Origin of the sequence: Pontibacterium sp., from assembly GCF_964228735.1 — a bacterium.
Lineage (GTDB): Bacteria > Pseudomonadota > Gammaproteobacteria > Pseudomonadales > Balneatricaceae > Pontibacterium.
Genome location: NZ_CAXRBQ010000132.1, coordinates 1 through 26,361, shown reverse-complemented (window position 1 = coordinate 26,361; position 26,361 = coordinate 1). Strand labels below are relative to the sequence as shown.

General features: G+C 52.8%; 25 protein-coding genes and 1 pseudogene. 7 read left to right on the top strand and 19 right to left on the bottom strand.

Going from position 1 to position 26,361, the window contains the following annotated elements:
* Positions 1-15: 15 nt before the first annotated feature.
* The 8 genes from murB to ACEQ15_RS15010 form a co-directional block, all read right to left on the bottom strand.
* On the bottom strand, positions 16-1,032 hold the full coding sequence (gene murB, locus ACEQ15_RS15045; protein WP_370280042.1) for a UDP-N-acetylmuramate dehydrogenase: 1,017 nt from the start codon (positions 1,030-1,032) through the stop codon (positions 16-18).
* Positions 1,029-1,505, bottom strand: coding sequence for a low molecular weight protein-tyrosine-phosphatase (locus ACEQ15_RS15040; protein WP_370280041.1), 477 nt, complete (start codon positions 1,503-1,505; stop codon positions 1,029-1,031). The genes murB and ACEQ15_RS15040 overlap by 4 nt, the downstream gene beginning before the upstream one ends.
* Positions 1,502-2,272 carry a 3-deoxy-manno-octulosonate cytidylyltransferase gene (gene kdsB, locus ACEQ15_RS15035; RefSeq protein WP_370280040.1) on the bottom strand — a complete coding sequence of 257 codons (771 nt, stop codon included), beginning with the start codon at positions 2,270-2,272 and terminating at the stop codon, positions 1,502-1,504. The genes ACEQ15_RS15040 and kdsB overlap by 4 nt, the downstream gene beginning before the upstream one ends.
* A gap of 21 nt (positions 2,273-2,293) precedes the next feature.
* A complete protein-coding gene (locus ACEQ15_RS15030) occupies positions 2,294-2,479 on the bottom strand; it encodes a Trm112 family protein (RefSeq protein ID WP_282355088.1) in 186 nt (61 codons plus the stop codon).
* Complete coding sequence (gene lpxK, locus ACEQ15_RS15025; protein WP_370280039.1) at positions 2,460-3,476, bottom strand: tetraacyldisaccharide 4'-kinase; 1,017 nt, start codon at positions 3,474-3,476, stop codon at positions 2,460-2,462. The genes ACEQ15_RS15030 and lpxK overlap by 20 nt, the downstream gene beginning before the upstream one ends.
* A gap of 1 nt (position 3,477) precedes the next feature.
* Positions 3,478-3,894, bottom strand: coding sequence for an ExbD/TolR family protein (locus ACEQ15_RS15020; protein WP_370280038.1), 417 nt, complete (start codon positions 3,892-3,894; stop codon positions 3,478-3,480).
* Between the two features lie 15 nt (positions 3,895-3,909).
* Positions 3,910-4,524, bottom strand: a complete 615-nt coding sequence (locus ACEQ15_RS15015) for a MotA/TolQ/ExbB proton channel family protein (RefSeq protein WP_370280036.1) — start codon at positions 4,522-4,524, stop codon at positions 3,910-3,912.
* A gap of 98 nt (positions 4,525-4,622) precedes the next feature.
* Positions 4,623-6,833: a DNA internalization-related competence protein ComEC/Rec2 gene (locus tag ACEQ15_RS15010; protein WP_370280035.1), complete on the bottom strand. Its 2,211-nt coding sequence runs from the start codon at positions 6,831-6,833 to the stop codon at positions 4,623-4,625.
* Between the two features lie 80 nt (positions 6,834-6,913).
* On the opposite strand from ACEQ15_RS15010, the gene ACEQ15_RS15005 reads away from it, so the two are divergent.
* The gene (locus tag ACEQ15_RS15005; RefSeq protein ID WP_372530383.1) at positions 6,914-7,441 is read left to right on the top strand and encodes a DUF2062 domain-containing protein; all 528 of its coding nucleotides are present in this window, start codon (positions 6,914-6,916) and stop codon (positions 7,439-7,441) included.
* An 89-nt stretch (positions 7,442-7,530) separates the two neighbouring features.
* Here ACEQ15_RS15005 and ACEQ15_RS15000 read toward each other — a convergent pair whose 3' ends face one another.
* Both ACEQ15_RS15000 and ACEQ15_RS14995 read right to left on the bottom strand, forming a co-directional pair.
* Positions 7,531-8,232, bottom strand: a complete 702-nt coding sequence (locus ACEQ15_RS15000; protein ID WP_370280033.1) for an ABC transporter ATP-binding protein — start codon at positions 8,230-8,232, stop codon at positions 7,531-7,533.
* Positions 8,225-9,472 carry a lipoprotein-releasing ABC transporter permease subunit gene (locus ACEQ15_RS14995; protein WP_370280032.1) on the bottom strand — a complete coding sequence of 416 codons (1,248 nt, stop codon included), beginning with the start codon at positions 9,470-9,472 and terminating at the stop codon, positions 8,225-8,227. Before ACEQ15_RS14995 ends, ACEQ15_RS15000 begins: the two co-directional genes overlap by 8 nt.
* 110 nt (positions 9,473-9,582) lie before the next feature.
* On the opposite strand from ACEQ15_RS14995, the gene ACEQ15_RS14990 reads away from it, so the two are divergent.
* Genes ACEQ15_RS14990 through ACEQ15_RS14980 form a run of 3 tightly spaced genes read left to right on the top strand, consistent with a single transcriptional unit; the run spans position 9,583 to position 11,308 of the window.
* Positions 9,583-10,170, top strand: a complete 588-nt coding sequence (locus ACEQ15_RS14990; protein WP_370280031.1) for a PilZ domain-containing protein — start codon at positions 9,583-9,585, stop codon at positions 10,168-10,170.
* On the top strand, positions 10,170-11,006 hold the full coding sequence (locus ACEQ15_RS14985) for a DNA replication terminus site-binding protein (protein ID WP_370280030.1): 837 nt from the start codon (positions 10,170-10,172) through the stop codon (positions 11,004-11,006). The genes ACEQ15_RS14990 and ACEQ15_RS14985 overlap by 1 nt, the downstream gene beginning before the upstream one ends.
* A 17-nt stretch (positions 11,007-11,023) precedes the next feature.
* Complete coding sequence (locus ACEQ15_RS14980; RefSeq protein WP_370280029.1) at positions 11,024-11,308, top strand: hypothetical protein; 285 nt, start codon at positions 11,024-11,026, stop codon at positions 11,306-11,308.
* A 78-nt stretch (positions 11,309-11,386) separates the two neighbouring features.
* On the opposite strand, the gene sthA is transcribed toward ACEQ15_RS14980, so the two are convergent.
* The 9 genes from sthA to ACEQ15_RS14935 form a co-directional block, all read right to left on the bottom strand.
* Positions 11,387-12,787: a Si-specific NAD(P)(+) transhydrogenase gene (sthA, locus tag ACEQ15_RS14975; protein WP_370280028.1), complete on the bottom strand. Its 1,401-nt coding sequence runs from the start codon at positions 12,785-12,787 to the stop codon at positions 11,387-11,389.
* 221 nt (positions 12,788-13,008) lie between these two features.
* Positions 13,009-14,046, bottom strand: a complete 1,038-nt coding sequence (locus ACEQ15_RS14970) for an FAD:protein FMN transferase (protein WP_370280027.1) — start codon at positions 14,044-14,046, stop codon at positions 13,009-13,011.
* Positions 14,047-14,052: 6 nt separating this feature from the next.
* Positions 14,053-15,279, bottom strand: a complete 1,227-nt coding sequence (gene nqrF / locus ACEQ15_RS14965) for an NADH:ubiquinone reductase (Na(+)-transporting) subunit F (protein ID WP_370280026.1) — start codon at positions 15,277-15,279, stop codon at positions 14,053-14,055.
* 36 nt (positions 15,280-15,315) lie between these two features.
* Positions 15,316-15,924, bottom strand: coding sequence for an NADH:ubiquinone reductase (Na(+)-transporting) subunit E (gene nqrE, locus ACEQ15_RS14960; RefSeq protein ID WP_370280025.1), 609 nt, complete (start codon positions 15,922-15,924; stop codon positions 15,316-15,318).
* Positions 15,925-16,584, bottom strand: coding sequence for an NADH:ubiquinone reductase (Na(+)-transporting) subunit D (locus ACEQ15_RS14955; protein WP_370280024.1), 660 nt, complete (start codon positions 16,582-16,584; stop codon positions 15,925-15,927).
* A 3-nt stretch (positions 16,585-16,587) separates the two neighbouring features.
* Positions 16,588-17,370: a Na(+)-translocating NADH-quinone reductase subunit C gene (locus ACEQ15_RS14950; RefSeq protein ID WP_370280022.1), complete on the bottom strand. Its 783-nt coding sequence runs from the start codon at positions 17,368-17,370 to the stop codon at positions 16,588-16,590.
* Positions 17,360-18,571: an NADH:ubiquinone reductase (Na(+)-transporting) subunit B gene (locus ACEQ15_RS14945; RefSeq protein ID WP_370280021.1), complete on the bottom strand. Its 1,212-nt coding sequence runs from the start codon at positions 18,569-18,571 to the stop codon at positions 17,360-17,362. Before ACEQ15_RS14945 ends, ACEQ15_RS14950 begins: the two co-directional genes overlap by 11 nt.
* 4 nt (positions 18,572-18,575) lie before the next feature.
* Positions 18,576-19,919 (bottom strand): Na(+)-translocating NADH-quinone reductase subunit A, encoded by a 1,344-nt coding sequence (locus tag ACEQ15_RS14940; protein WP_370280019.1) that lies wholly within the window; start codon positions 19,917-19,919, stop codon positions 18,576-18,578.
* Between the two features lie 321 nt (positions 19,920-20,240).
* The gene (locus tag ACEQ15_RS14935; protein WP_370280018.1) at positions 20,241-21,674 is read right to left on the bottom strand and encodes a glyceraldehyde-3-phosphate dehydrogenase; all 1,434 of its coding nucleotides are present in this window, start codon (positions 21,672-21,674) and stop codon (positions 20,241-20,243) included.
* 143 nt (positions 21,675-21,817) lie between these two features.
* Here ACEQ15_RS14935 and mfd point away from each other — a divergent pair, with 143 nt between their 5' ends.
* The 3 genes and pseudogenes from mfd to ACEQ15_RS14920 all read left to right on the top strand — a co-directional run.
* Positions 21,818-25,297: a transcription-repair coupling factor gene (gene mfd / locus ACEQ15_RS14930; RefSeq protein ID WP_370280017.1), complete on the top strand. Its 3,480-nt coding sequence runs from the start codon at positions 21,818-21,820 to the stop codon at positions 25,295-25,297.
* Positions 25,298-25,299: 2 nt separating this feature from the next.
* Positions 25,300-26,067, top strand: a complete 768-nt coding sequence (locus ACEQ15_RS14925; protein ID WP_370280016.1) for a CsiV family protein — start codon at positions 25,300-25,302, stop codon at positions 26,065-26,067.
* Between the two features lie 113 nt (positions 26,068-26,180).
* A pseudogene (locus ACEQ15_RS14920) lies at positions 26,181-26,361 on the top strand (IS5/IS1182 family transposase); the annotation flags it as partial.

Below are 26,361 nucleotides of genomic sequence, written 5' to 3'. Positions count from 1 at the left end.
TGGCTTGATCTCGTGTTATTGCGGATAACAGCGCGGCTCAGGCACCAGAGCCACGCCGTATTTCTCCATCACAGAAGCCTGAAGCTTCGAAGCCAAATCCATCAACTCGCGTGCCGAGCCCTGCCCATAATTCACCAGCACTAACGCCTGCTTCTCATACACACCGACGCGACCGGTTCGATAACCCTTCCAACCCGCGTGATCAATCAGCCAGCCTGCTGCCAACTTCATGAATCCATCGCGCTCAGGATAGGCAACAAGATCGGGATGAGCAGCACGGAGCTGCTCGCATTGCTCAACTGGCACAACAGGATTTTCAAAGAAGCTGCCAGCATTTCCCAGATCCCGAGGATCAGGCAGCTTGGATTGACGAATTGCGACAATCGCATCAAACACGCTTCGTGCAGTTACTTCCTGCCCATTAAGATACTGAGAGAGGACACCATACCCCGTTTTTTGCACAAACTGCTTGTTTAAGCGCAGCCGCACCCGAGTAATGATATAGCGCCCCGGCGCAACGGATTTGAAGACACTATTGCGGTACCCGAAACCACACTGAGACGCGGAAAATTCGACAAATACCTGCTTTTCACGGTCGTATGCAGTAAGAGAGACAAACCGGTCTTTCAGCTCTACACCGTAAGCACCGATGTTTTGCACAGGTGCAGCCCCAACCGTTCCCGGAATCAGCGCCATGTTTTCCAGACCACTCCAGCCTGCATCCACGACTTGCTCAACCAGCTGATGCCAGTTCTGCCCTGCCGCAACTTCAAGCAGTACGGAGCCCTCATCCTCTTCGAGCACCCGATAACCACCGGAGATCTGCCGTACGACTACGCCCGGAATGTATTCATCTAACACCAGGTTGCTACCACCACCGATCACCAGGAACGGCAATTGCCGCTCATCAGCGTATGCAACCGCTTCCAGTAGCTCAGCGTCGCTTGCAACATCAAACAGATACTGAGCACGTGACGCGAAGCCAAAGCTGTTCAGAGCGGTCAGATCGGCGTTTTCCACCGGTGTGATCAACGTACTAACTCCTGCTGGATCTGCGCCAACAAGCCTTCAGAAGCCGCCTCAACCAGATCCAGCACATGACTGAAGCCCTCATCACCACCGTAGTAGGGATCAGGCACTTCCACTTCATCAAACTGCTTGGCAAACTCCAGAAACAATCCCAGGTGACCACCAAAGTAATCAGGCTGTATACGCTTGAGATTGTTCAGATTGCTGTGATCCATCGCCAGAATGTAATCAAACTGGTCAAAATCCTCGACTACCGCCTGCCGCGCTCTCAGAGGACTGAGATCGTACCCACGCTGGCGCGCTGCCGCCATCGAGCGGGGATCTGGACTGTTCCCAACGTGATAGGCTGCGGTGCCGGCAGAATCCACCTCGATCAGATCCGCCAGACCCGCCCGGTCAACGCAGTGTTGAAACACACCATGCGCTGTCGGAGACCGACAGATATTGCCCAAGCAGACAAAAAGCACACGTGTCATGCCTGAGACTCCAGGAATTGACGGATGCGCTCCAGATCTTCCGGCGTATCAACACCTGCAGGTGGTAGCTCATCGGCCAATGCCACGTGAATCTGCGCACCGTTCCACATTGCACGCAGCTGCTCCAGACACTCCGTCTCTTCCAGCGGCGCTGGCGGCCAGGTCACAAAGTCATTCAGCAGTTTTACACGGTAAGCATAGATACCGATATGACGCTGCCAGGAGAACCCCTGAGGCATCTGCTGGCGCCCTTCTTCAGTATTAAACTGATCACGCGGCCACGGCATCGGCGCACGACTGAAATACAACGCACGTCCTTTGGCATCGCTCACCACCTTCACCACATTCGGGTTCAGCAGTGCCTCAACCTCTTCAATCGGCTCGCTCAGTGTCGCGATGCTTGCAGTAGGCTCCGCCTTTAGATTATGCGCTACCTGGTTGATTACGCGTGGCGGCACCAGCGGCTCATCACCCTGGACATTGACGACGATGTCGTCTGCGTAGAAGCCCTGCAGCTTTACCACTTCCTGCAAACGGTCGGTACCGGATGGGTGGTCTGGGGAGGTCATACATACCTCAGCTCCAAAGCCGGTTGCGACATCAGCGATACGCTGATCATCGGTCGCGATAATCACACGATCAGCTTCACTTTCCAGGGCACGTTCATAGACGTGCTGTACCATCGGCTTACCGGCCAGATCCGCCAAAGGCTTGCCCGGGAAGCGACTGGACGCATAACGCGCCGGAATGATAACGGTAAAGCTCATAACAGACTCCCCTTGCTAGCCTTACTTACGCTCACGCTCTTCCAGTGTCAGCTTGCGCGCTTCCTCTTCCAACATCACCGGAATGCCGTCGCGTACTGGGTATGCCAAGCCGCTCGCTTTGCAGATCAGTTCCTGCGTTTCAGGGTTCCACTCAAGAGGGGCTTTTGATACCGGGCATACCAGCATCTCAATCAGTTTCTTGTCCATTACTCTCTACCGTATGGGTAATCTGTTCGAGTTTCTTTAGCAGTGCCGCTTCAAACTCAGCGGGCAGCCGGGCGGATACCTCAAGGTACCAACCCTCTAATTCTTTCAGGTGGGAGACTTTTACCGCATCTTTTTCGGTCATCACCAGAGGCAGATCCTGATCAAAATTCAGGTCCTCCGCTTTATAGGGGTGATGATCCGCAAAGGGGTGCTCCACAGGCTCTATACCAGCCTGAGACCGAAGTGTATCAAAGAAGCGCGCCGGATTTCCGATTCCCGCGACTGCGTGCACATGTTTTTCCTGCCACTGATCAACAGCAACACGTTTTGTGCCATCCAGCGACACAAACGCAGTGGGTTCCAACACCATGGAAAAGGCATTGGAGACACCCTTGCCCACGCCGTTCTGGATAATAAAATCCACATCAGCCAGACGGCCAGCCGGTTCTCGTAACGGCCCGGCCGGAAGGCAATGCCCGTTACCCAAGCCACGCCGCCCATCAACAACGACCAGCTCAATATCCCGGCCCAGTGCATAATGCTGCAGACCGTCGTCACTGATAATCAGATCACAATCAAACTGCTCCAGCAGGCAACGCGCCGCCGCCGGACGATCTGGATCAATCACCAGCGGGCAGCCTGAACGCCGCACCAGCATACATGGCTCGTCCCCACCCTCTGAAGGTAAGGTATCCGGCGTTACCACAAAGGGATAGGATGGCGCCTTGGCACCATAACCACGACTGACAACCCCAGGTTTAAAGCCTGCGGCTTTGAGATGCTCTAGCAACCAGAGCACCACCGGTGTTTTGCCCGTGCCGCCAACCGTAATATTTCCAACGATAATGACCGGCACGGTCGCTTTATAGGACGGCTTGTCCCCGGACAGGAAAGCGGATCGCTTTTTAATAACAATGCTTCGATAAAGCAGCTCCAACGGGCGCAGCCAGAACGGTGCCGGGCGCTGCTGATACCAACGTGCTTCAAGCCAGCTCATTTTATTTGCCCGGATCCTGCGTGGTAATGCTCAGACGTGTGTACCCCAGCTGCCCAGCAACATCCATTGCAGTAACAACCGCCTGATGTGGTGTATTGGCATCGGCGGCAATAACCAGCGGCGTTTCTCCGGCTGGTTCATCAACCGATTCCAGAGCAACGCGCAAACCCGTTTCTGATGAGTCCGCAATTGGTTTGCCATTCAGGTGATACACACCTTCTGCACTGATCTGTATCTCGATATGCTCGACCGGTTTTTCCTGCACATTGCCATTGGCGCCAGGCAGGTCAATTTCCAGCTGCGTCTCTTTGGTAAACGTGGTGGAGACCATAAAAAAGATCAACAGCAGGAACACCACATCGATCAGCGGTGTCAGGTTGACCGAGACCTCTTCCGGGCGCTGACGGCTAAATTTCACGCGTCTGCTCCAGGCTTAGTCCAGCTCACGCTGGCCATGAATGGTTTCGACGAGTTTCACCGCCTGCTGTTCCATAGAGACCACGAGGGAATCAATGCGGCGCAGGAAGAAGCGATGAAAAATCAGCGCAGGAATCGCCACCGCAAGACCGGCTGCGGTTGTAATCAGTGCTTCGGAGATTCCCCCAGCCAACACATTAGCGTTACCGGTACCTTGAATCATGATCTCGTTAAATACCTTGATCATACCGATTACGGTTCCAAGTAAACCCAGCAAAGGTGTGATTGCAGCAATGGTACCCAACGCACTGAGGAAACGCCCAAGCTCATGTATCACTTCGGACGCGGCCTCCTCGATACTCTCTTTCATCACGTCACGACCGTGACAGGCATTCTTAATACCTGCGACCATGATGCGCCCCAGCGGACTGGTTTCACGGATACGCCCCAACTGCTCGGCATTCAGCTTGTTGTTGCGATACGCCTCCAGCACATCCAACAGCAACCCACGAGGCGTTACGCTGGAAGCCCGTAGCGACCACAGCCGTTCAAGACAGATTGCGACTGCCATTACTGAACAGGCCACAATCGGGATCATTAACCAACCACCAGACTTAACCAGCTCTAACACGAAACCTCAGCCTCCAGACACAGGCGATACAGTAAGATATAGCAGCCGAAGATCTGGCCACCAAACCCTTATAATTACAGCGGCTTACTCTACCATAGCTAGTAGCCTGACCAGAAGCGGCGCCGTATATCCCGCCAGCTTTCAGCGCGGCATTCAGCCCCATCCGAAATCAGATGCAGCGCGCCTTGAGACGCCGTAAGCCGATATTGTGCTCCCTGCTCTTCCACACGCGCCGCCACTTCTTTTGCGGGATGACCAAAATGGTTGGCATAACCGGCACTGAAGAGCACAAGCTCTGGCTGCAAAGCCTTTAGAAACTCCGCCTCCGTACCGGTCTTGCTGCCATGATGGGACGCAAGCAGCCAAGTCACCGGTGTTAATTCGGGCACTAAAGTACGCTCCATCGTCTGGTCGATGTCTCCCGGCAGCAATAGCGAACACACACCATCATCAACCCGCAGCACACAGGAACTATTGTTGTCAGAGTTCGCGTCTCCACCGGCCAACACCGTGAATACAACATTGTTCCAGCGCCAACTATCCCCCGGCTTACAGTGCTGATAGCCAAATTGATCCGCAACATGAATGCTGCCAGTCGCACCCTGTTCAACATCCAACTGTTTTAACAACGCCGGATGTCCGCCGGTATGATCCAGATCGTCGTGACTCAGGACCAGACGATCCAACTTTTGAATTCCAACCGCATCAAAATAGGACTCTAGAGTATGGCGGTATGCACTATGTCCACTCGGAAAGCCCGGTCCGGTGTCATACAGCATATATCGCTGCCCAACCTGCACCAGCACCGCCGCACCCTGACCCACATCAAATACCCACGCCTCAAAACCAGACTTATGACCCTCTTTTACGCCCCCCAACAACATCGGCAACCAAAGCATGACACCCAACCACCTTAACGGTATGCCTCGCGGCTGAACCAGCAGAAAGGAGCCAAGCAGAGCCAACAGCAGATAGAGCATGGAGGGAGCCGGTGGACGCCAAATATCTGCCTGAAACCCCGCTGCGAATTCAATTAGCCACCAGAAGAAACCGATCAATCCCTCGACAATCGGTAACAATATCGGCACACCCGCGCTCGCCATAAATAGATCAATTACGGTAACCGTCAATGTGATCGCCATCAGCGGAATTGCGATCAAATTGACCAAAGGTGCGACAATAGAGAAACCGCCAAACAACCAGATCAACAGCGGCGTCATGCCAATAAAGATGCCAGCCTGGACACGCCAGCCAAGCAGATCACGAAGCCGGTAACCGGCAAACCAAAGCAATACCGCTACCGCACCAAAGGACAACCAAAAACCGGCCTGATGAAGCGCGACAGGTGTAACCGTCAGCACAATAGCCATCGCCAACCACCAGCGCGACCAGAGATCGATGTACCACAATCGCCATTGAGCAAGTAGAAACACCGCCACCATAATGAACGCACGCTGTGTTGGCAGCCCAGCCCCCGCCAGCTGCATATACACAAACGCAGCAGCACAGGTAAACAACACACCTGCGGGACGCAGGTATCGAGGCGCGACAACGTACGAGAGCCCTTTAACTAGCCCCAGACATAACCCCACGATAAATCCCAGGTGCAACCCACTGATCACAGCCAGGTGGATGGTGCCGGTTGCGCGCAACTGCTGCCACTGGGCATCGTCAAACAGATCTCGAATACCCAGAGTGATTGCAACGACCAAAGGCGCCTTTGCGCCATAACGTGCCTCGACAAACTCCGCAATACGCCCCCGCAGACAATCGACGAAACAACCTTCTGCCAGCTCAGCGCTGTGCCACTCCCTTACATACCCGGTCGCATCAATATTTTGTGCAAGTAGCCACAGTTCGTAATCAAAGCCGTGTGGATTGGCGTATCCATGTGGGGATTTAAGGCGGACGGTTAATGTCAGCCGTTGCTCCGGCTTTACTTCAAAGGGTGCATTGAACCAACTCAACCGCAGCAAACGGGGAGGCTCGGAGCTGAGCTGCACACCTTTCAACGGCTTAATATCCTCGAGCTGAAACAGAAAGCGCAGCTGCCGTCCTTGCTGCTGGGGTAACCCTGTTACCACTCCGCTGACTTCCCAGTCGGTCTTTAGAGACGACGCATCCAAGCGATGCGCCATCTGCCAGTGACTCCAGAGCAAACTCCAAACTAGCCCCAAAATAAAGGCTATAAACGACACCGAAACTTGTCGCCAAAACAACAGCGGCGCAATAACAATAGGAAGAATTACCAGCGGAGGGAGCTGCGGCAGCCAGACTATAGTAGAAATTCCAGCCACATAAGCGATCATCCTTGATCTCATCAGTTGGCTTACCTTTACCGAGAATGCATAATACGAGCGTCTTTGGTCACTACTATAACGCGACCCCAATGCCGCGCAAACTCATCAAAAAATACATGCCTGACGAGCGTACGCTCCGTGAGCATAAGCATCTCAGCTGGCTCGGACGCCACCTGCACGACCCAAATCTATGGCACTTAACCCGTAGATCGGTCGCCCGGGCATTCGCGGTCGGACTTTTCTGTGCATTTCTGCCCATACCGGCGCAGATGATCGTTGCTGCCGTCATGGCAGTGATATTTCGCAGTAATCTACCTATATCTGTGGGCCTGGTCTGGCTAACCAATCCATTGACTATGCCGCCCATTTTCTACTGTACCTATCTGGTAGGAGACTTCCTGCTGGGCAGTCCTGGCGGTGATATTGAGTTTGAACTCTCAATGGCCTGGCTGAGCGAAAGCCTGTCCCTGATCTGGTGGCCACTGCTGTTTGGCTCGGTGATCTGCGGTGTGATCTTCAGCATCCTGGCTTACTTTAGCATCAACCGCTTCTGGGTCTGGCACGTAAACCGAAGCTGGAAGAAAAGAAAAGACAAAAGCCGCAACGTGCAGCCGTAAGAAGACCCAAAACGAAAAAAGCTTCCCAACGCAAGATCGGAAGCTTTTTTATTGTGCAGGGAATAACTGAACAGATGCGTTACAGAGGCTCAGGCCTCGACCGGCATCTCATGCTGCTGAAACAACCCGCCGTCACGCAACTCGTACACCTTACCGGTACGGTGCGCCAATGCCAGATCGTGAGTCACGATTACAAACGCGATATTGAGACTCTGGTTCAGCTCTTCGATAAGCTGCTGAACATCTTCCGCCGTCTGCCGGTCCAGGTTACCGGTGGGCTCATCCATCAATACACAGGCCGGTTCGCCGATCAAAGAGCGCGCGATCGCAACACGCTGACGCTCACCACCACTTAGTTGTGCTGGCTTATGCGTTAGGCGTTTTGAGAGACCAACGCGCTCCAGCATCTTTGCAGCGCGCTCTTTGATATCGGGAATACGCTCACCACGCAGCAACAGCGGCATAGATACGTTCTCAAGTGCGCTGAATTCCGGCAGCAAATGGTGGAACTGGTACACAAATCCCAGCTTTTCATTGCGGATACGTGCGCGACTTGTTTCAGACTGCTGATGTAAGTCCTTACCACCTACACACACACGCCCACTGGTCGGCAGATCCAGGCCACCCAGAATATTAAGCAGTGTACTCTTACCGGAACCGGACTGACCCACTATCGCCGCCCGCTCCCCAACCTGCAGGGAGAAATTCAGGTTATTCAGCACCTTGAGATCATGCCCGGCTTCCGAATATACGCGGCTTACATCCTCGGCCAGCAGGATTGGATCACTCATAACGCAACGCCTCCGCCGGGTGGGTCTTAGCTGCTCGGTATGCAGGGTAGATGGTCGCCAGGAAACTGATAATCAATGCGGAACCACAGATGGTGAATACATCCGGCCACTGCAGATCGGAAGGCAGGTAACTGATGAAATACACATCTGCGCTGAGGAATTCGATACCGAAAGTACGTTCAACCCACGCCACAAGCTCAGATACGGTCAATGCCAGGGTAATCCCCAGCGCACCACCCAGCACGGTGCCGATAATGCCAATCACTGTACCCTGCACCATAAAGATACGCATGATACGCCCCTTGGTTGCCCCCAAAGTACGCAGGATCGCCACATCCGCCTTCTTGTCTGTCACCACCATCACCAGCGTGGAAACAATGTTAAACGCCGCAACCAGCACGATAAGGAACAGCAACAGGCCGATCATTCGCTTCTCGAGCTGGATTGCCTGAAAGAGGTTGCCGTGGGTACGGGTCCAGTCGCTGGTACGGTAGTAACCGTCCAGCGTATTGGCGATCTGGCGCGCCTTCTGTGGTGCAGTGAACAGATCATCAAACTTAATTCGGATACCGTCGATCACATCACTCTTGTAACGCTTGATCTTGGCCGCATCCCCCATAGAGATATACGCCAGCGATGCATCCAGTTCTGCCCCCACCTCGAAGGTACCAACTACGGTAAATCGCTTGAGGCGGGGCACCATACCGGCCACGCTCACAGATGCTTCCGGCAGCACCAAAGTAACTTTGTCACCCACACGCACCCCCAGATAACGAGCAAGCAGATCACCCAGCACAATACCAAACCGCTGGCTGTTCAGCTTATCCAACGACCCGGACTTGATATGGTTACCCAGTATCGACACCTTACGCTCGCTCGCCGGATCGATCCCGTAGACCATCACGCCGCGCACAACGCCACGGTTAGTCAACATCCCCTGAGCCTGGATAAAAGGTGCGGATGCCAGCACTTCGGACGAGGCTTCTACACTGCCCTGCACCGCCTGCCAGCTCTCCATTGGGCGACCGAATTCAGTGATTGTTGCATGGGGCACCATACCCAGGATTCGCTGCTTGAGTTCGCGATCGAAGCCGTTCATTACCGAGAGAACAACGATCAATGCAGCAACACCGAGCATCAACCCGAGCATCGATGCAAGAGAGATAAAAGAGATGAAATGATTACTACGCTTGGCCGCCGTGTACCGCAGACCCACGTATACTGAGAGTGGCTTAAACATGGCCGGATTAAAGCATAGAAAGGATAATTTCTCTAACAAATTCAGTGAAATATTGGTTATACTCGGGTGATTACAAACCCCAGAGCAATGCTTGAATTAGGGCTATTTGGATGCAGGACCAGGAACGCCGAAAGTTTTTCCGTATTGATCATCAGGTATCAATTGAGCTGAAGCTGATCAGTGAAGAAGAAATTGCACAAAACCCCACACCGGTTCAGTTTGAAGTTTCTCCTTACTTCCTGCTTTTGAGCCAGTTACAGGATCTTGATGCTGAAGGTGACCACCTGCTGCGTAAGATCGCGGAAAAAGACGCGAATACCGCCGCATTCCTGCAATTGATGCACCGCAAGATCGACACCATCGCAAAAGCGATTGCAGTAAATGGCATTGAGCTGGAGCAAATCATGTCTCAGGAGATCAACCTCTCTGAAGGCGGCATGATGTTCGAGTACCCGGAAACCTTCGAACCGGGTCAATATCTGGCAATCAAACTGATCTTCCCGGAAACCTGTATCGGCCTGCTACTGTACGCCAAAGTACGCCGCATCATCCCGTGCTCCAACGGCCACTACAAAATCGGCATCCAGTTTGTGCGCATGCCGGAAAGTTGCCGCGTCCTGCTGGCCCGCCAGGTAATGCTGTTGCAAACCCAGCAGCGCCGCCAGGAGCGCCTGTTCGACGAAGACAGCCTGCAATAATGAACTCTCTGGAACTCTCAATCCTTGAGAGTTTTGACCTGATGCACCACCACCTGCAGCTGTTTGCAAAGCAACTGCTGCAGGAACAGCCCCGCTGCTGGCTTCCAAACGCCCTCTCCCCTCACACCGAGCTCGCTACACTGTATTCCGATATCTGGTATCAGGACGGCACGGATGGCCGCGAAACCCGCAGCCGCTGGGGACTGGTCGGCTGCAGCTCCGGCTTACTCCAGCAAGCAGAGCAAGCCAATACACACAAGAATCTGTTTAAGAAAGCGATAAGCGATTATAAAAAGCAGACCGGGTCACTTCCCGGGGAGTTGCTCCAAAAGCGCTCAAGCATTGTCGCCGAGAAACTTAACCGTAGCGGCCTTGCACGACTGCACCTGAAGCAGTGCTATCGCCAAATCCCCATCCTGGATAAGCCCCCCTCGCACGTGGGTTTCAGCTGGTATACCAGCGGACGCAGCATCAGAAAGCTGACCATCCCTCAGGTAGAAGCGATGCTTCTCAAGCTGGATACCAGCCAAACACATATCCAGATGCAACTTGCGGCACTGGGAAATCTGAAGCCCGGAGAGCTGCTGGCGCAACTGCAACCTCAGGTACCGGTGATGCGCGCAAATATTGCCTGGAAATACAAAACCCATACTGTGCGTAAAGCACGCAACTGCCCGCTGCCGATTTTGTTTCCACTGAAACCGGAGCAACCGTTCCCAGAACACAACGAACCTGATATAAATCCACCCGAGAAGCGACAACGCATGGAGCGCAGCGACCTGCAGATCGACCCTAATCCATTTCTGCCCAGCCTACGCATCCATCGATACAACTGAAACCGGACCAAATCCACATGAAGAACCAAAAACTGCTACACCATATCGCTACCGCTATAGGATTCGTCGGTTTACTCGCTTGGATGTATGCTGCCCGCACCCTAGGCATTTTCGAATGGGGAGCCACATTAGTACCTGAGAAGTACGCTGGCTCCGGTGTGATGATCGCCATTATGGTTGCAATGGCGCCTGGGCTATTCTTGTGGAAGCTATGGAACCGCTGGGTTGAGAAGAAACTCGAAATCAAGGGCAAGTACTACGAAGACGACTTCTATAAAGAAGATCTGAATAAGAAAAAGTAGCCCTCCCGACCTTCCAAAACAAAAAAACAGGACAGTGAAATCCACTATCCGGTTTTTTTGGCCAAATCCCCTTAATACTTACAGGTTAGCGATCCGGTTCAAACCCGCGATCGCAGCAACACGGTATGCTTCTGCCATGGTTGGGTAGTTGAAGGTCGTGTTGATGAAGTACTTCAGCGTATTCGCTTCACCTTCCTGACACATAATTGCCTGACCGATGTGAACGATCTCGGATGCCTGGTCACCGAAGCAGTGAATACCCAGAATCTCGAGGGTTTCGCGATGGAACAGGATCTTCAGCATACCGACAGGCTGACCGGAGATCTGCGCACGCGCCGTATCTTTAAAGAACGCCTGACCTGCTTCGTAAGGCACACACTCCGCGGTCAGTTCTTCCTCGGTTTTACCGATAGAGCTGATCTCAGGAATGGTGTAAATACCGGTTGGCACTTCGTTGATGTAACGGAAGTCATCGGCACTCAGCATATCAGCCGCCGCCGCACGACCCTGATCCAGAGCCGCAGACGCCAGACTTGGCCAACCAATCACATCACCTACTGCATACACACCGTCTGTATTGGTACGGTAGTGCTCATCGATCTCCAGCTGACCACGACTATTTGCTTCCAGCCCAATGGTCTCGAGGCCCAACTTGTCGGTATTACCGGTACGACCGTTACACCACAGGAAGGCATCGGCGCGGATCTTCTTGCCGGACTGCAGCGTCAACGTCACACCGTTGTTGTCAGCCTCAACCGCTTCATAGGTTTCGTTGTGACGGATTTTCACTGCGTTATTACGCAGGTGGTAGCTCAACGCATCAGAGATCTCACCATCCAGGAAAGACAGCAGACGGTCACGGTTATCGATCAGGTCAACCTTCACACCCAGACCACTGAAAATAGACGCATATTCACAACCGATAACACCCGCACCGTAGATAATCAGTGTACGCGGGGTATGGCTCAACTTAAGGATGGTATCTGAGTTGTAGATACGCGGGTGGTTGAAGTCGATATCTGCAGGGCAGTATGGACGTGAGCCGGTGGCGATGATTACATTCTTAGAGCGAAGCGTTTCAGTACCCTTCGCAGTACCACTCACTTCAATGGTGTTTTTGTCCATGAAGCGCGCGCGCCCGAAGAAAACATCAATACGGTTTCGCGCATAAAAGTTGGTACGCAGTACAACCTGATTGGAGATTACCTTCTCAGCGCGCTTCAGTACTTTAGGGAAAGAGAACCAACGCGGCTCACCGATATCACGGAACATCGGGTTGGTGTTGAACTCGATAATCTGCTTAACGGAGTGACGTAACGCCTTGGATGGGATTGTCCCCTTGTGCGTGCAGTTACCACCCACAAGGTCCTGTTCCTCAACTACTGCAACCCGGCGACCATGCTTTGCGGCATTCATCGCCGCACCTTCACCCGCCGGACCGGAACCGATCACAATGACATCATAGTCATATACAGCCATTACTTTCCCCTTAGATAATCGATGTTATCCTGTTGTTTTAATTAGTACGTCGCCCAATGCCGCTACGCTCAGCTTACCGCGCCGCAACACGACCAAAATATTAGCCTTTAGATCAACCAGAGCAGCGGAATCCTGAACCGAATCGGCCGCTCAGTCCCACCCTCCTCATGGTTGAGGCCATAGAACAACTAACGCATTACCGCCCTATCTGCGACAACACACTAGTTCGCCAGGTATTTCTTGAATCCCGGCGTCATAATCTCTTCGAAGCCAGTATCGCCCTTGTTGATAAACAACGCATTGATCCTATGCTGCATCGCATACTTATAACCCCGCTCAGTGCCCATCACCATAAACGCGGTCGCCAGCGCATCGGCTTCAGCACAACTTGAGGCAAGTACGGTAACGGAAGCCAGTCGATGGTTAATCGGCTTACCCGACGATGGATCAATGGTATGCGAAAAACGCACACCGTTCTCTTCGAAGTAATTACGATAATCACCGGATGTCGCTATCGCCACATCCTTTACATTAATGATCTTCTGAACACTGCGTGTAGCCGCATCGGGCGTTTCAATGGCAATACGCCAATGCTTACCACCAGGCTTAAGGCCTTTTGCGCGCAACTCCCCGCCAACCTCTACCAGGTAACGCACGTGCCCGTGCTCTTCGAGCAATGATGCTACACGATCAACAGCATAACCCTTAGCGACAGCGGAAAGATCTATGTACAGCTCAGCAACAGATTTTTTTATCTGCTGATCAGTCGCATTAAGCGCGATCTTTTCAAAGCCTACACGGATTCGCTCAGCCTCAATCTTATCGCCAGACGGCGCAGTAACTACGCGCCCCTCTGGACCAAAGCCCCACAAGTTCACCAGTGGCCCGACGGTCACATCAAAAGCCCCTTCGGTTTGCTCACTGAGATCAGTAGACAAGCGCAGAACATCATAGAGTGCAGAAGAAAGCGGCTGCCAGTCGGTCGAAGAGGATTGATTAAGGCGAGATAGTTCAGAAGTGTCTATATACGTGGACATGCTTTGGTTGATGTCCTTAAGCACAGCCTCGATTGCAGCATGCACTTTTTGGGTATCCGCATCCTTTGATACCCACTTCACTGAGTAACTGGTACCCATGGTCAGGCCCTGGACGGCCCTGATCTCTTCCCTGGATTGTTGACAACCCGTAATTACGAAAATGGCCAGCAGCAGAGCTGCCGGCCATTTTACGAGCTTCAACTGTGTGAACAGTTTACGCATCCCTGATTAGCCACCAAAGTCATCCAGGAAGATGTTTTCGCGCTCTACACCCAGATCCAACAGCATCTGAATTACAGCAGAGTTCATCATTGGTGGTCCACACATGTAGTACTCACAATCTTCCGGCGCTTCGTGGTCCTTCAGATAGTTTTCGTACAGCACATTGTGGATAAAGCCAGTCATACCGTCCCAGTTATCCTCAGGAAGCGGATCAGACAGCGCCAGGTGCCAGGTGAAGTTGTCATTCTCGGCAGCCAGCTTGTCGTACTCATCGTTGTAGAACGACTCACGCATAGAACGTGCACCGTACCAGAACGAGATCTTACGGGTAGAGTTCAGACGCTTCAGCTGGTCGAAGATGTGGGAACGCATAGGCGCCATACCCGCACCACCACCGATGAAGACCATTTCATTGTCGTTTTCGGTCGCGAAGAATTCACCGAATGGACCGTAAACGTCGATCTTATCACCTGGTTTCAGGCTGAATACGTAAGAGGACATTTGACCCGGTGGGTGATCGGTACCCGGAGGCGGAGACGCGATACGGATGTTGAACTTAACAACACCTTTCTCTTCCGGATAGTTCGCCATGGAGTACGCACGGATTACCGGCTCGGAAACCTTAGAAACGTACTGCCACAGGTTAAACTTATCCCAGTCCTCACGGTACTCTTCTTCGATATCGAAGTCTTTGTAGTGTACTTCGTGCACTGGCGCTTCCAGCTGCACGTAACCACCCGCACGGAAGTCAACGTTTTCACCTTCAGGCAGACGCAGGGTCAGCTCTTTGATGAACGTTGCTACGTTCGGGTTGGACTCAACAGTACAGGTCCACTTCTTAACACCAAAGATCTCTTCTTCCAGCTCGATCTCCATGTCCTGCTTTACAGCAACCTGACAAGACAGACGCCAGCCTTCTTTAGCTTCACGCATGGTGAAGTGAGACTCTTCCGTCGGCAGCATGGAGCCGCCACCATCCAGTACCTGACACTTACACTGCGCACAAGTACCACCACCGCCACATGCGGAAGGTACGAAGATGCCAGCACCAGCCAGGGTCTGCAGCAGCTTACCGCCGGCTGCAACTTTGATAGATTTTTCCGGATCGTTGTTGATGTTGATCGCAACTTCGCCGGAACTAACCAGTTTTGAACGGGCTGCCAGGATTACCGCGACCAGTGCAAGCACGACCACGGTAAACATAACAACGCCGAGAACGATTTCAGCATTCATAGGCTTATTCCATTCCTCTTCTTATCGTTCCAGCTCTTACAGCTGTACGCCGGAGAAAGACATGAAACCCAGGGACATCAGACCAACAGTTACGAAGGTGATACCCAGGCCACGCAGACCTTCCGGTACGTCGCTGTACTTCAGCTTTTCACGAATACCCGCCAATGCAGTGATAGCCAGAGCCCAGCCAACACCCGCACCAACACCATATACAACAGACTCACCGAAGGTGTAGTCACGTTCTACCATGAACAGGGCAGCACCCATGATTGCACAGTTTACGGTGATCAGCGGCAGGAATACGCCCAGTGCGTTGTACAGCGCCGGTACGTACTTATCCAGGAACATTTCCAGAATCTGTACGATCGCTGCGATAACGCCGATGTAGGAGATGTAACCCAGGAAGCTCAGATCAACTTCCGGATACCCCGCCCACGCCAGAGCGCCTTCTTTCAGAAGCAGGTTATAGATCAGGTTGTTAACCGGCGTAGTGATCGCCAGTACAACGATTACGGCAATACCCAGACCCAGTGCAGTCTGTACCTTCTTGGAGATCGCCAGGAAAGTACACATACCCAGGAAGAAGGCCAGTGCCATGTTTTCAACGAAGATCGCCTTAACAGCAAGGCTGATATACTGTTCCATTTACACAGCCTCCTTCTTAGTGTTTTTCGCCAGTTCGAATTCTGGCTTCTCAACCTGGGACTTGTCCCAAGTACGCAGAATCCAGATGAACGCACCAATCAGGAAGAATGCAGATGGTGGCAGCAGCATCATGCCGTTCGCCTGATACCAACCACCGTTGGTTACCAGAGGCAGGATCTCGATACCAAACAGGCTACCCGCACCAAACAGTTCGCGGAAGAAACCTACGAACATCAGTACCGCACCGTAACCCAGACCGTTACCGATACCATCCATGAAGCTGATGCCAGGAGGGTTCTGCATAGCAAACGCTTCTGCACGGCCCATTACGATACAGTTGGTGATGATCAGACCAACGAATACAGAAAGCTGCTTAGATACATCGTAAGCGTACGCTTTCAGGATCTGGTCTACCACGATTACCAGAGATGCAATGATCGTCATCTGACAGATGATTCGAATATTGCTTGGAATGTGGTTACGGATAACAGATACAAACAGGTTAGAGAACGCTGTAACCGCGATTACCGCCAGCGTCATAACCAGTGCTGTATTCAGGTTGGAAGTTACCGCCAGTGCAGAGCAGACACCCAGGATCTGCAGTGCAATCGGGTTGTTCTTCGCAACCGGAGTTAACAGAACTTCTTTAGATGCAGACATACCTTACACCTCCCCTGCTTTCAGGTTGGCCAGGAAGGTTGCGTAACCGTTCTTGCCCATCCAGAACTTAACCAGGTTAGTTACACCATTACTGGTCAGCGTTGCACCCGCCAGACCATCGATCTGATGTTCAGCACCTGGAGCGCTTGGGTTAACTGCACCCTTGATCAGACCCAGCTCAGGCTCAACAGAACCTTCTGGGTAAACCTTCTTGCCAGGCCACAGCGCTTTCCATTTAGGGTTATCAACCTCACCACCCAGTCCAGGTGTTTCCGCGTGTGCGTAGAAACCCAGACCTACAACGGTGTTCAGGTCGCCTTCCAATGCCAGGAAGCCATACAGCGTAGACCACAGACCATACCCGTGAACCGGCAGTACTACTTTCTCGATCTGACCATCTTTCTCTACCAGGTATACAGGCATGTATTTAGCCTGACGCTTGATAGAAGCGATATCAGCAGAACGATCCAGTTTTACAGACAGCGCAGGGTCCTTAGACGCCTTGTTAGCATCGTAAGTCGCCGCATTTACAGCGTCTGTGTACTTACCAGTTTCCAGATCAACGATCTTGGTTTTAATGCGCTCATCAAACAGCTCGATAACGTCCTGACCTGCGTAATCAATGTTCGCAGCCGCCAGAATGTTACTCTTACGATCAAGCTCTTTGTTCGCTACCTGAATAGGTTTCAGCAGTACAGCTGCAGCGGATACCACTACGGAGCAGATCACACACAGCAGTACTGTGACGGTAATTGTTTTACCGATAGTGTCATTGTTAGCCGACATTGCGTGCCATCCTCCGTTTGATGTTTGCCTGAACAACAAAGTTGTCGATCAGTGGAGCAAACAGGTTCGCGAACAGGATCGCCAGCATCATACCCTCAGGGAATGCCGGGTTAACCACACGAATCAGTACAACCATCACACCGATCAGGGCACCGAAGTACCACTTACCTTTGTTAGTCATGGATGCGGATACCGGGTCGGTTGCCATGAAGAACATACCGAAAGCAAATCCACCCAGCACCAGGTGCCAGTAGAACGGCATCGCAAACATCGGGTTGGACTCAGAGCCGATGATGTTCAGCAGCGTAGACATCGCGACCATACCCAGCATTACGCCAGCTACGATTCGCCATGCCGCCACTTTCGCAATCAACAGCACTGCACCACCCAACGCAATCGCGAAGGTCGATACCTCACCTACAGAACCCTGAATGGTACCGATGAACGCATCGAACCAAGTGATGTTCTGAGCCAGGATCGCATCAACACCGCCCATTGCAGCCAGACCCAGCGGAGTTGCGCCGGAGAAGCCATCAACAGCGGTCCAGATAGCATCACCGGACATCTGCGCAGGGTATGCGAAGAACAGGAACGCACGACCAGTCAGGGCCGGGTTCAGGAAGTTCTTACCAGTACCACCAAACACCTCTTTACCAACAACCACACCGAAGCTGATGCCCAGTGCAACCTGCCACAGAGGAATTGTAGGAGGCAGAATCAGAGCGAACAGCACGGACGTAACGAAGAAACCTTCGTTAACTTCGTGGCCACGCTTCATCGCAAACAGTACTTCCCAGAAACCACCCACTACAAAGGTAACAATGTAGACCGGCAGCCAGTAAGCAGCACCGTGAATGATGTTGTCCCATAGAGAGTTAGGATCGAAGCTGGTCAGCGCACCCGCAATAGCACCCTGCCAGGTTGACGCTTCGGTCAGACCCAGAGAAGCCATTGCAGTGTTCGCCTGCAGACCAACGTTGTACATACCGAAGAAGATCGCTGGGAATGTACACATCCATACCAGAATCATCATACGCTTCAGGTCAACTGCATCACGTACGTGTGCCGCTGCCTTGGTTACATGACCCGGAGTGTAGAAAATGGTGTCCGCTGCTTCGTACAGCGCGTACCAATTTTCGTATTTGCCGCCTTTGTGGAAATGCGGCTCCATTTTATCAAGAACGTTTCTTAGGCTCTTCATACAATCAGGCCTCCTTCTCGATGCGGGTCAGGTTATCACGCAGGATAGGACCGTATTCGTATTTACCTGGGCACGCGAAGGTACACAGCGCCAGATCTTCCTCATCGAGTTCCAGGCAGCCCAACTGCATAGCCGTTACGATGTCACCGGTTACCAGTGCACGCAGCAACTGAGTCGGCAGGATATCCAACGGCATCAGTTCTTCGAACTGACCCACAGGAACCATTGCACGTTCAGAACCGTTGGTGGTAGTGGTGAAGTCGAACTTCTTGCTACCACGGCTCAGGAATGAGGAGAACACGTTCAGTACGGAGAACTTGTTAGCGCCCGGTACCAGCCAGCCAATGAACTCGCGCTCATTGCCCTCTTCCAGAACAGAGATCTGGTTTGCGTAACGACCCACGTAAGCAAAAGGACCCGCTGCATTTCGGCCGTTCCATACGGAACCGCTGATCACACGGTTATTTTCACCTTTAGTGATACCCACCAGCAGATCATCCAGGCTTGCACCGATACGTGCACGCAACAGACCTGCGCGGTACGCCATAGGACCACCCAGCGCTACAACACGGTCAGTGTAGATACGACCGGAAGTGAACAGGTGACCAAAAGCGATCACATCCTGGTAACCAATAGTCCAGACAGTTTTGCTCTGGGACACAGGCTCAAGGAAGTGAATGTGAGTACCCGCGTTACCCGCCGGGTGAGGACCGTCGAATTCTTCTACGGTTACGCCGTCAGTGGTAGGAATGTTTGCGCCCGGAGCTTTACACAGATACACCTTGTTATCTGCCAGCTTGCGCAGGACTTTCAAACCATTTACAAACGCTTCGTTCTGCTCAGCGATGATAACCGCTGGATCAGCCGCCAGTGGATTGGTATCCATTGCGGTTACAAATACAGAATGCGCTGTAGTGTCCGGCTGTGGTACGCGGCTGAACGGACGGGTACGCAGAGCAGTCCACATACCAGACTCAACCAGATTTTCCTTAACCTGTTCGGTTGTCAGGGAATCCAGCTGAGAAGCGTCATATTTCGCGAATTCCACTGCTTCTTCATTGTCATCCAGTTCGATAACAACAGACTGCAGTACGCGACGCTCACCACGGTTGATTTCTTTTACAACACCTGCACCAGGTGCGGTGTATTTAACACCTTCAGTTTTTTTATCGGTAAAGATCACTTGACCGAGTTTTACTCGATCTCCTACCTTGACGGCCATTGTCGGCTTCATGCCGACGTAATCAAAGCCAATCACGGCGACCGAACGCACTTCCGGAGAGCCAGAAATTTTCTGTTCCGGTGCGCCCGTAATCGGTAGATCCAGACCTTGTTTGATCTTGATCATTCGCCTCACCCAATCACGTTAAATTTTTTAGGAACCTCGTTTCACTTTGTGCAGTTTTCACACAGCTGTCCCCGCCTGCGTAAATACTGCTTTTAAGTTGTTATCGAAACGAAGCAAACCCAACCCAAAAATCCGACTAAGTATACCTGAGCGGCATTACCTTTTTCTACAAACCCGGTTTTTTATCCGTAGTCTTTCGTTCATCATTCGTACAAGGTTAATAGATAATTATTTCATATACTTATTCGATATAGAAATATATAACTTCAGACATAAAAAAGGCCGCTATCAAAGCGACCTTTTATTTGAAGAAAGAATAACTTACTGAGCTTTAGGGAAAGCCGGCAGTGTGCAGTTAGCCATCTTCTGAACCATGCGGATAACCTGGCAGCTGTAACCGAACTCGTTGTCGTACCATACATACAGCACGCAACGCTTGTCGTTAGCAATAGTAGCCAGCGCATCTACAACACCTGCAGCACGGGAACCAACAAAGTCAGTAGAAACCGCTTCAGGAGAGTTGCTGTAATCGATCTGCTTCTGCAGAGAACCGTGCAGTGCAGCGGCACGCAGAGTGTCGTTCAGACCTTCTTTATCCACTTCAGAACCCAGATTCAGGTTCAGGATAGCCATGGAAACGTTTGGCGTAGGAACACGGATCGCGTTACCGGTCAGCTTACCTTCCATCTCCGGCAGCGCCTTGGATACCGCTTTAGCAGCACCAGTTTCGGTCAGAACCATGTTCAGACCAGCAGCACGACCACGACGGTCACCTTTGTGGTAGTTGTCGATCAGGTTCTGGTCATTGGTGTATGCGTGTACAGTCTCAACGTGACCATTTTCGATACCGTAAGTATCGCTCAGCACTTTCAGTACCGGAGTGATCGCGTTATTAGTACAAGATGCAGCAGACAGGATAGTGTCATCAGAAGTGATGTCGCCGTCGTTAACACCCATTACGATGTTCTTAACACCTTTACCAGGTGCGGTCAGAACAACACGGGAAACACCTTTCGCACGAGTGTGCAGCGCCAAGCCATCAGCATCACGCCACTTACCAGTGTTGTCGATTACGATCGCATTGCTGATACCGTAGTCGGTGTAGTCGATAGTGTCAGGCGCATCAGCAGTGATAACTTTGATCACGTTACCGTTAGCGATGATTGCCTGGTTTTCTTCATCAACCTGGATGGTACCTTTGAAAGAACCGTGCACGGAGTCACGACGCAGCAGGCTTGCGCGTTTTTCCAAGTCGTTCTTAGCGTTACCCTTACGTACAACAATTGCACGCAGACGCAGCGCCTGACCACCACCGGTACGTTCAATCAGCAGACGTGCCAGCAGGCGACCGATACGACCGAAACCGTACAGTACGATATCAGTACCTTCGCGCTCGTCACCGGAAGCCGCATCAGCCAGCTCTTCCTTCAGGAAGGCTTCCAGGTCACGACCGTTGCCTTCTTCACGGAATTTAACCGCCAGTTTACCCGCATCGATGTGCGCGTTTTTGATACCCAGAGCCTTAACAGTCTCCAGTACCGGGTAAGTGTCGTGAACAGACAGTTCCTGGTTTTCAACCTGACGCACGAAACGGTGTGCTTTCAGGATATCAATAACGGAACGTTTGATGATCAGACGACCAAAAACAGAGGATTCGATGTTGTTATCGCGGTACAGGCCACCGATCAACGGCACCATAGCTTCGGCTTTAGCTTCGCGCTCTTTCCAATCTGCGAAAACTTTTTCTTGGCTCACAGGCAACTCCAGTTAACGTCAACGCTCAAAAATTAGCTGCGCGTATTATCCTCTTTTACGCACCTGCGAGCAAACCCCTAATTAATATACTTTCGAACGAATGGCGCGACGTATTTCGATAGGCTGTTCAACGCGTTACACTTATGCGCCCCGAAACACCGCCCCATAAGGAGTCTGTGCCATTGTTGGAACTCACCTTTTCACTGCCAAAAGGCGCCGGTGACATTAAACGCATTGGCCGTGTAGCCGGAGCCGCACGCGGCCTACTGGTCGCCGAAGCCTGCCAAAAGCACAAAGCATTGACACTCGTCATCACCAACAACAGCGACGAGGCAGAGCGCCTGCAGAATGAGCTCGCCTTCTTTATGGGTTCGGATGAGCTGATCCTCAGCTTCCCTGACTGGGAAACGCTGCCGTACGACGTATTCTCCCCGCATCAGGACATTATCTCCCAGCGCATCGCGACACTGAATCGCCTGCCAAGCATGAAACAGGGTGTGCTGATCGTACCGGCCAGCACATTGATGCACCGCCTGGCACCGCCGAGCTTCCTGGCCGGCAACAGCCTGATCCTGGACGAAGGCCAGACACTTGACCCAATGCGGTTACGCCAGCAACTGACTGACGCCGGTTATCGCGCAGTAGACACTGTGTTTGAACACGGCGAATTTGCAATGCGCGGGTCGATTATCGACATCTACCCAATGGGTAGCGGCACACCATTCCGCATCGAACTGTTCGATGACGAAGTGGAAACCCTGCGTACTTTTGATGCCGAGACACAGCGCTCAATTGATACCATTAAGCAGATCCGTCTGCTGCCCGCCAAGGAGTTTCCGTTCGATGAAGCCGCCATCAAAGGCTTTAAGCAACGCTGGCGCGAAACCTTTGACGTTGATTACCGCGCCTGCCCGATCTACCAGGACATCAGTAACGGCCTGACACCACCGGGCATCGAGTATTATCAGCCGCTGTTCTTCGACGAAACACATACACTCTTCGACTACCTGCCAGACGATGCGCAGATCATCGTTGACCCCGAACTGGAGCAAGCAAGCAAACTCTTCTGGGAAGACACCCAGGCGCGCTACGAGCAGCGCCGCTACGACATTACTCACCCGCTGCTCAGCCCGGACACCCTGTTCCTGAGCGCCGACCAATTATTTGGCGCGCTCAAGAACTACGGCCGCCTGCAACTGAATACAGAAGCACTCGAGAAGAAGACCGGGCGTGAAAACCTAAACTGCATCACGCCGCCGGAACTTCCGGTGGACGCCCAGGCGAGCCAACCACTCAAAGCCCTGGAAGCATTTTTGCTGGAGCGGGACGGACCGATCCTGTTCTGTGCGGAGTCCGCAGGCCGTCGCGAAGCCCTGCTGGAACTGCTCGGGCGCATCAACCTTAAACCGACCATCCTTGATGGCTGGCAGGCATTCCTTGAGCGCGACGCAGAAGTTGGCATCGCCACTTTCCCGCTTGAACGCGGCCTGTCGCTCCCCGGCCAATTCCACCTGATTACCGAAACACAGTTGTTTGGTCGCCAGGTATTTCAGCGCCGCCGCCGCTCACGCGAGAAAGAACAAGCAGACCAGGTTATCAAGAACCTGTCGGAGCTCAGCATCGGTGCGCCGGTTGTCCATATCGACCACGGTGTCGGCCGCTACCAGGGCTTACAAACCATCGAACTTGAAGGCCAGGCCAACGAATTCCTGACCCTTGAGTACTTGAACAACGCAAAACTGTACGTACCGGTCTCAGCGCTCCACCTGATCAGCCGTTACACCGGCGCCAGCGACGAATTCGCACCACTACACAAATTAGGTGCAGAGCAGTGGAGCAAAGCCAAACAGAAGGCGGCCGAGAAAGCCCGCGACGCCGCGGCAGAGCTACTCGATATCTACGCCCGTCGCGCCGCACGCAAAGGCTTCAGCTTCGCCGACCCGGACCAGGAGTACAGCCAGTTTGCGTCCGCCTTCCCGTTTGAGGAAACCCCGGACCAGGCCAACGCCATCGAAGCAGTCATTCGCGACATGACCTCCGCGCAACCGATGGATCGACTGGTGTGCGGCGATGTAGGCTTCGGCAAAACCGAAGTCGCAATGCGCGCCGCCTTCATGGCCTGCCAGAGCGACAAGCAGGTCGCGATTCTGGTGCCGACCACCCTGCTCGCCCAGCAGCACTACCAGAACTTCGCTGACCGCTTTGCCGATTGGCCGGTAAACGTTGAGCTGATCTCCCGTTTCCGCACCGGCAAGCAGCAGAGCGCCATAATTGATAAGCTGGAGAGCGGTCAAGCCGATATCATTGTGGGTACCCACAAGCTGATCCAGAGCGATATCAAATTTAAAAACCTCGGCCTACTGATTATCGACGAGGAGCACCGTTTCGGTGTCCAGCAGAAAGAACGGCTGAAATCGATGCGTTCCGAAGTGGACATCCTTACCCTGACCGCAACGCCGATACCACGCACCTTGAACATGGCGATGTCGGGCATTCGCGACCTATCGATTATCGCCACCCCTCCGGCACGCCGACTGTCGGTGAAGACCTTCGTCAGCCAGAACGACCCGGCGACCGTCAAAGAGGCGATCCTGCGTGAGTTGCTGCGTGGCGGCCAGGTGTACTACCTCCACAACGAAGTAAAAACCATCGAGAAGGCAGCAGCAGAACTGGGCGAGATGATTCCGGAGGCACGCATTGGTATCGGCCACGGCCAGATGCGCGAACGCGAACTGGAACAAGTGATGTCGGATTTCTACCACAAACGCCACAATGTTCTGGTCTGCACCACCATTATCGAGACCGGTATCGACATACCCAACGCCAATACCATCATCATCGACCGCGCCGACAAATTTGGCCTTGCCCAGCTTCACCAGCTGCGCGGACGTGTGGGCCGCTCCCACCACCAGGCCTACGCCTATCTGCTGACACCACATCCAAAAGCGATCACCACCGACGCCACCAAACGTCTCGAAGCCATCTCCGGAGCCGATGACCTGGGCGCGGGCTTCACACTGGCAACCCACGATCTAGAGATCCGCGGTGCCGGCGAGCTACTGGGCGAAGACCAGAGCGGCCAGATGCAAACTGTGGGCTTTACGCTGTTTATGGAGATGCTGGAACAGGCCGTCGATTCGATCAAAGAAGGCAAAACACCAAACCTCGACCAGCCGCTTAAACACGGCACCGAGATCAATCTGCGCATCCCGGCCCTAATCCCAGAGGATTACCTGCCAGACGTACACAATCGCCTGATTATGTACAAGCGTATCTCCAGCGCCGGTAGCGATCGCGAGCTCAAAGAGCTGCAGGTGGAGATGATCGACCGCTTTGGCCTTATACCAGAAGCCACACAAAATCTCCTTCGACTGACTAAACTGAAGCTATCGGCAGACAATATGGGCATCGAAAAGATCGACGCTCATGAGAAAGGTGGCAGGATTGAATTTGGCTCCGAGCCTAAGGTTGACCCTCTCACCTTGGTAAAAATGGTTCAAAATCAACCACAAAAGTATAAACTTGAGGGCGCGGACCGACTTCGTTTCACCATTGCGAGCGAAAAAGCGGAACAACGTTTTCAAATAATTGAAAAACTGCTGACGGATTTAGCGGTCAAATAACCATGAAAATACTTCAGAGAATAGCCATCGCCCTGTGTTTTGCCGCGATCACACTGACCGCATCCGCAGAAGATACGCCATGGTACCAAGTTGAGATTCTCGTCTTCGCCAACGAAGACCCAAGCGTATTGGATGATGAGTTCTGGCCCCAGGGCCTCGACGTCACACCACAACGCAACGCCGTAAAACTTCGTCCACCGATGCACACCGGACAATCCGCATTTGATGCCTATGAGCTTTTGCCAACCGCCTCTTTGCTATTTAACGAGGAAAAGAAACGCATCGCGCGCTACCACTCCTACCGCGTGCTCTATCACGCAGGCTGGTTACAGCCGATCGGCGAGAAAAGCAATGCACGCCCGATCCATATCCGCGCAGGCCAGATGCTCGACAACGGCATGTACGAACTGGAGGGCTACATCACCCTGGATCGTGGACGCTACCTACATTTCAGACCTGACCTGTATCACAGCCGCAAGCTGAGCCAGACAGAATCAGAGATGCTGCGCAGCTTCCTTAACGCCGGTGAACAACCCGCAACAGAAGGCGCAGTAGATGCACAAGTAGCAGAAATCGCTGCCGAACAGAGCGTTGCGCCACTGTCCCCGATCAGCACCAGCTTTCTGGAAGTCCCGGAATTCCTGACCGTTAATATGCGCCAGGGACGCCGTATGCGCTCTGAAGAGGTGCATTATCTCGACCATCCTCTGATGGGCATCTTGGTACTGATGCTGCCAGTGGATACCGCCGATTCAAGCGTCAAGCGCTAAGCGCTAAGCGCTAAGCACACGATCAAGCAGATAGAAAAAAGGCACCTCTCGGTGCCTTTCAGACTGCTGACAAAGCTCTGGTATTTTTACCGGAGCTTTGTTTTATTGGTCTGATGTTAAAAGAACAAGCCGCACAGCAATTTGAATTGGAACTGGTCACGCTAGACTCTCTGGTGCCCCAGGACCATCTTCTGCGTCACATTGACCGCTACATCGACTTCAGCTTTATTCGTCCTAAAGTTGAGCACCTCTATTGCAAGGACAATGGCCGTCCGGCCTTGGACCCCGTAACCC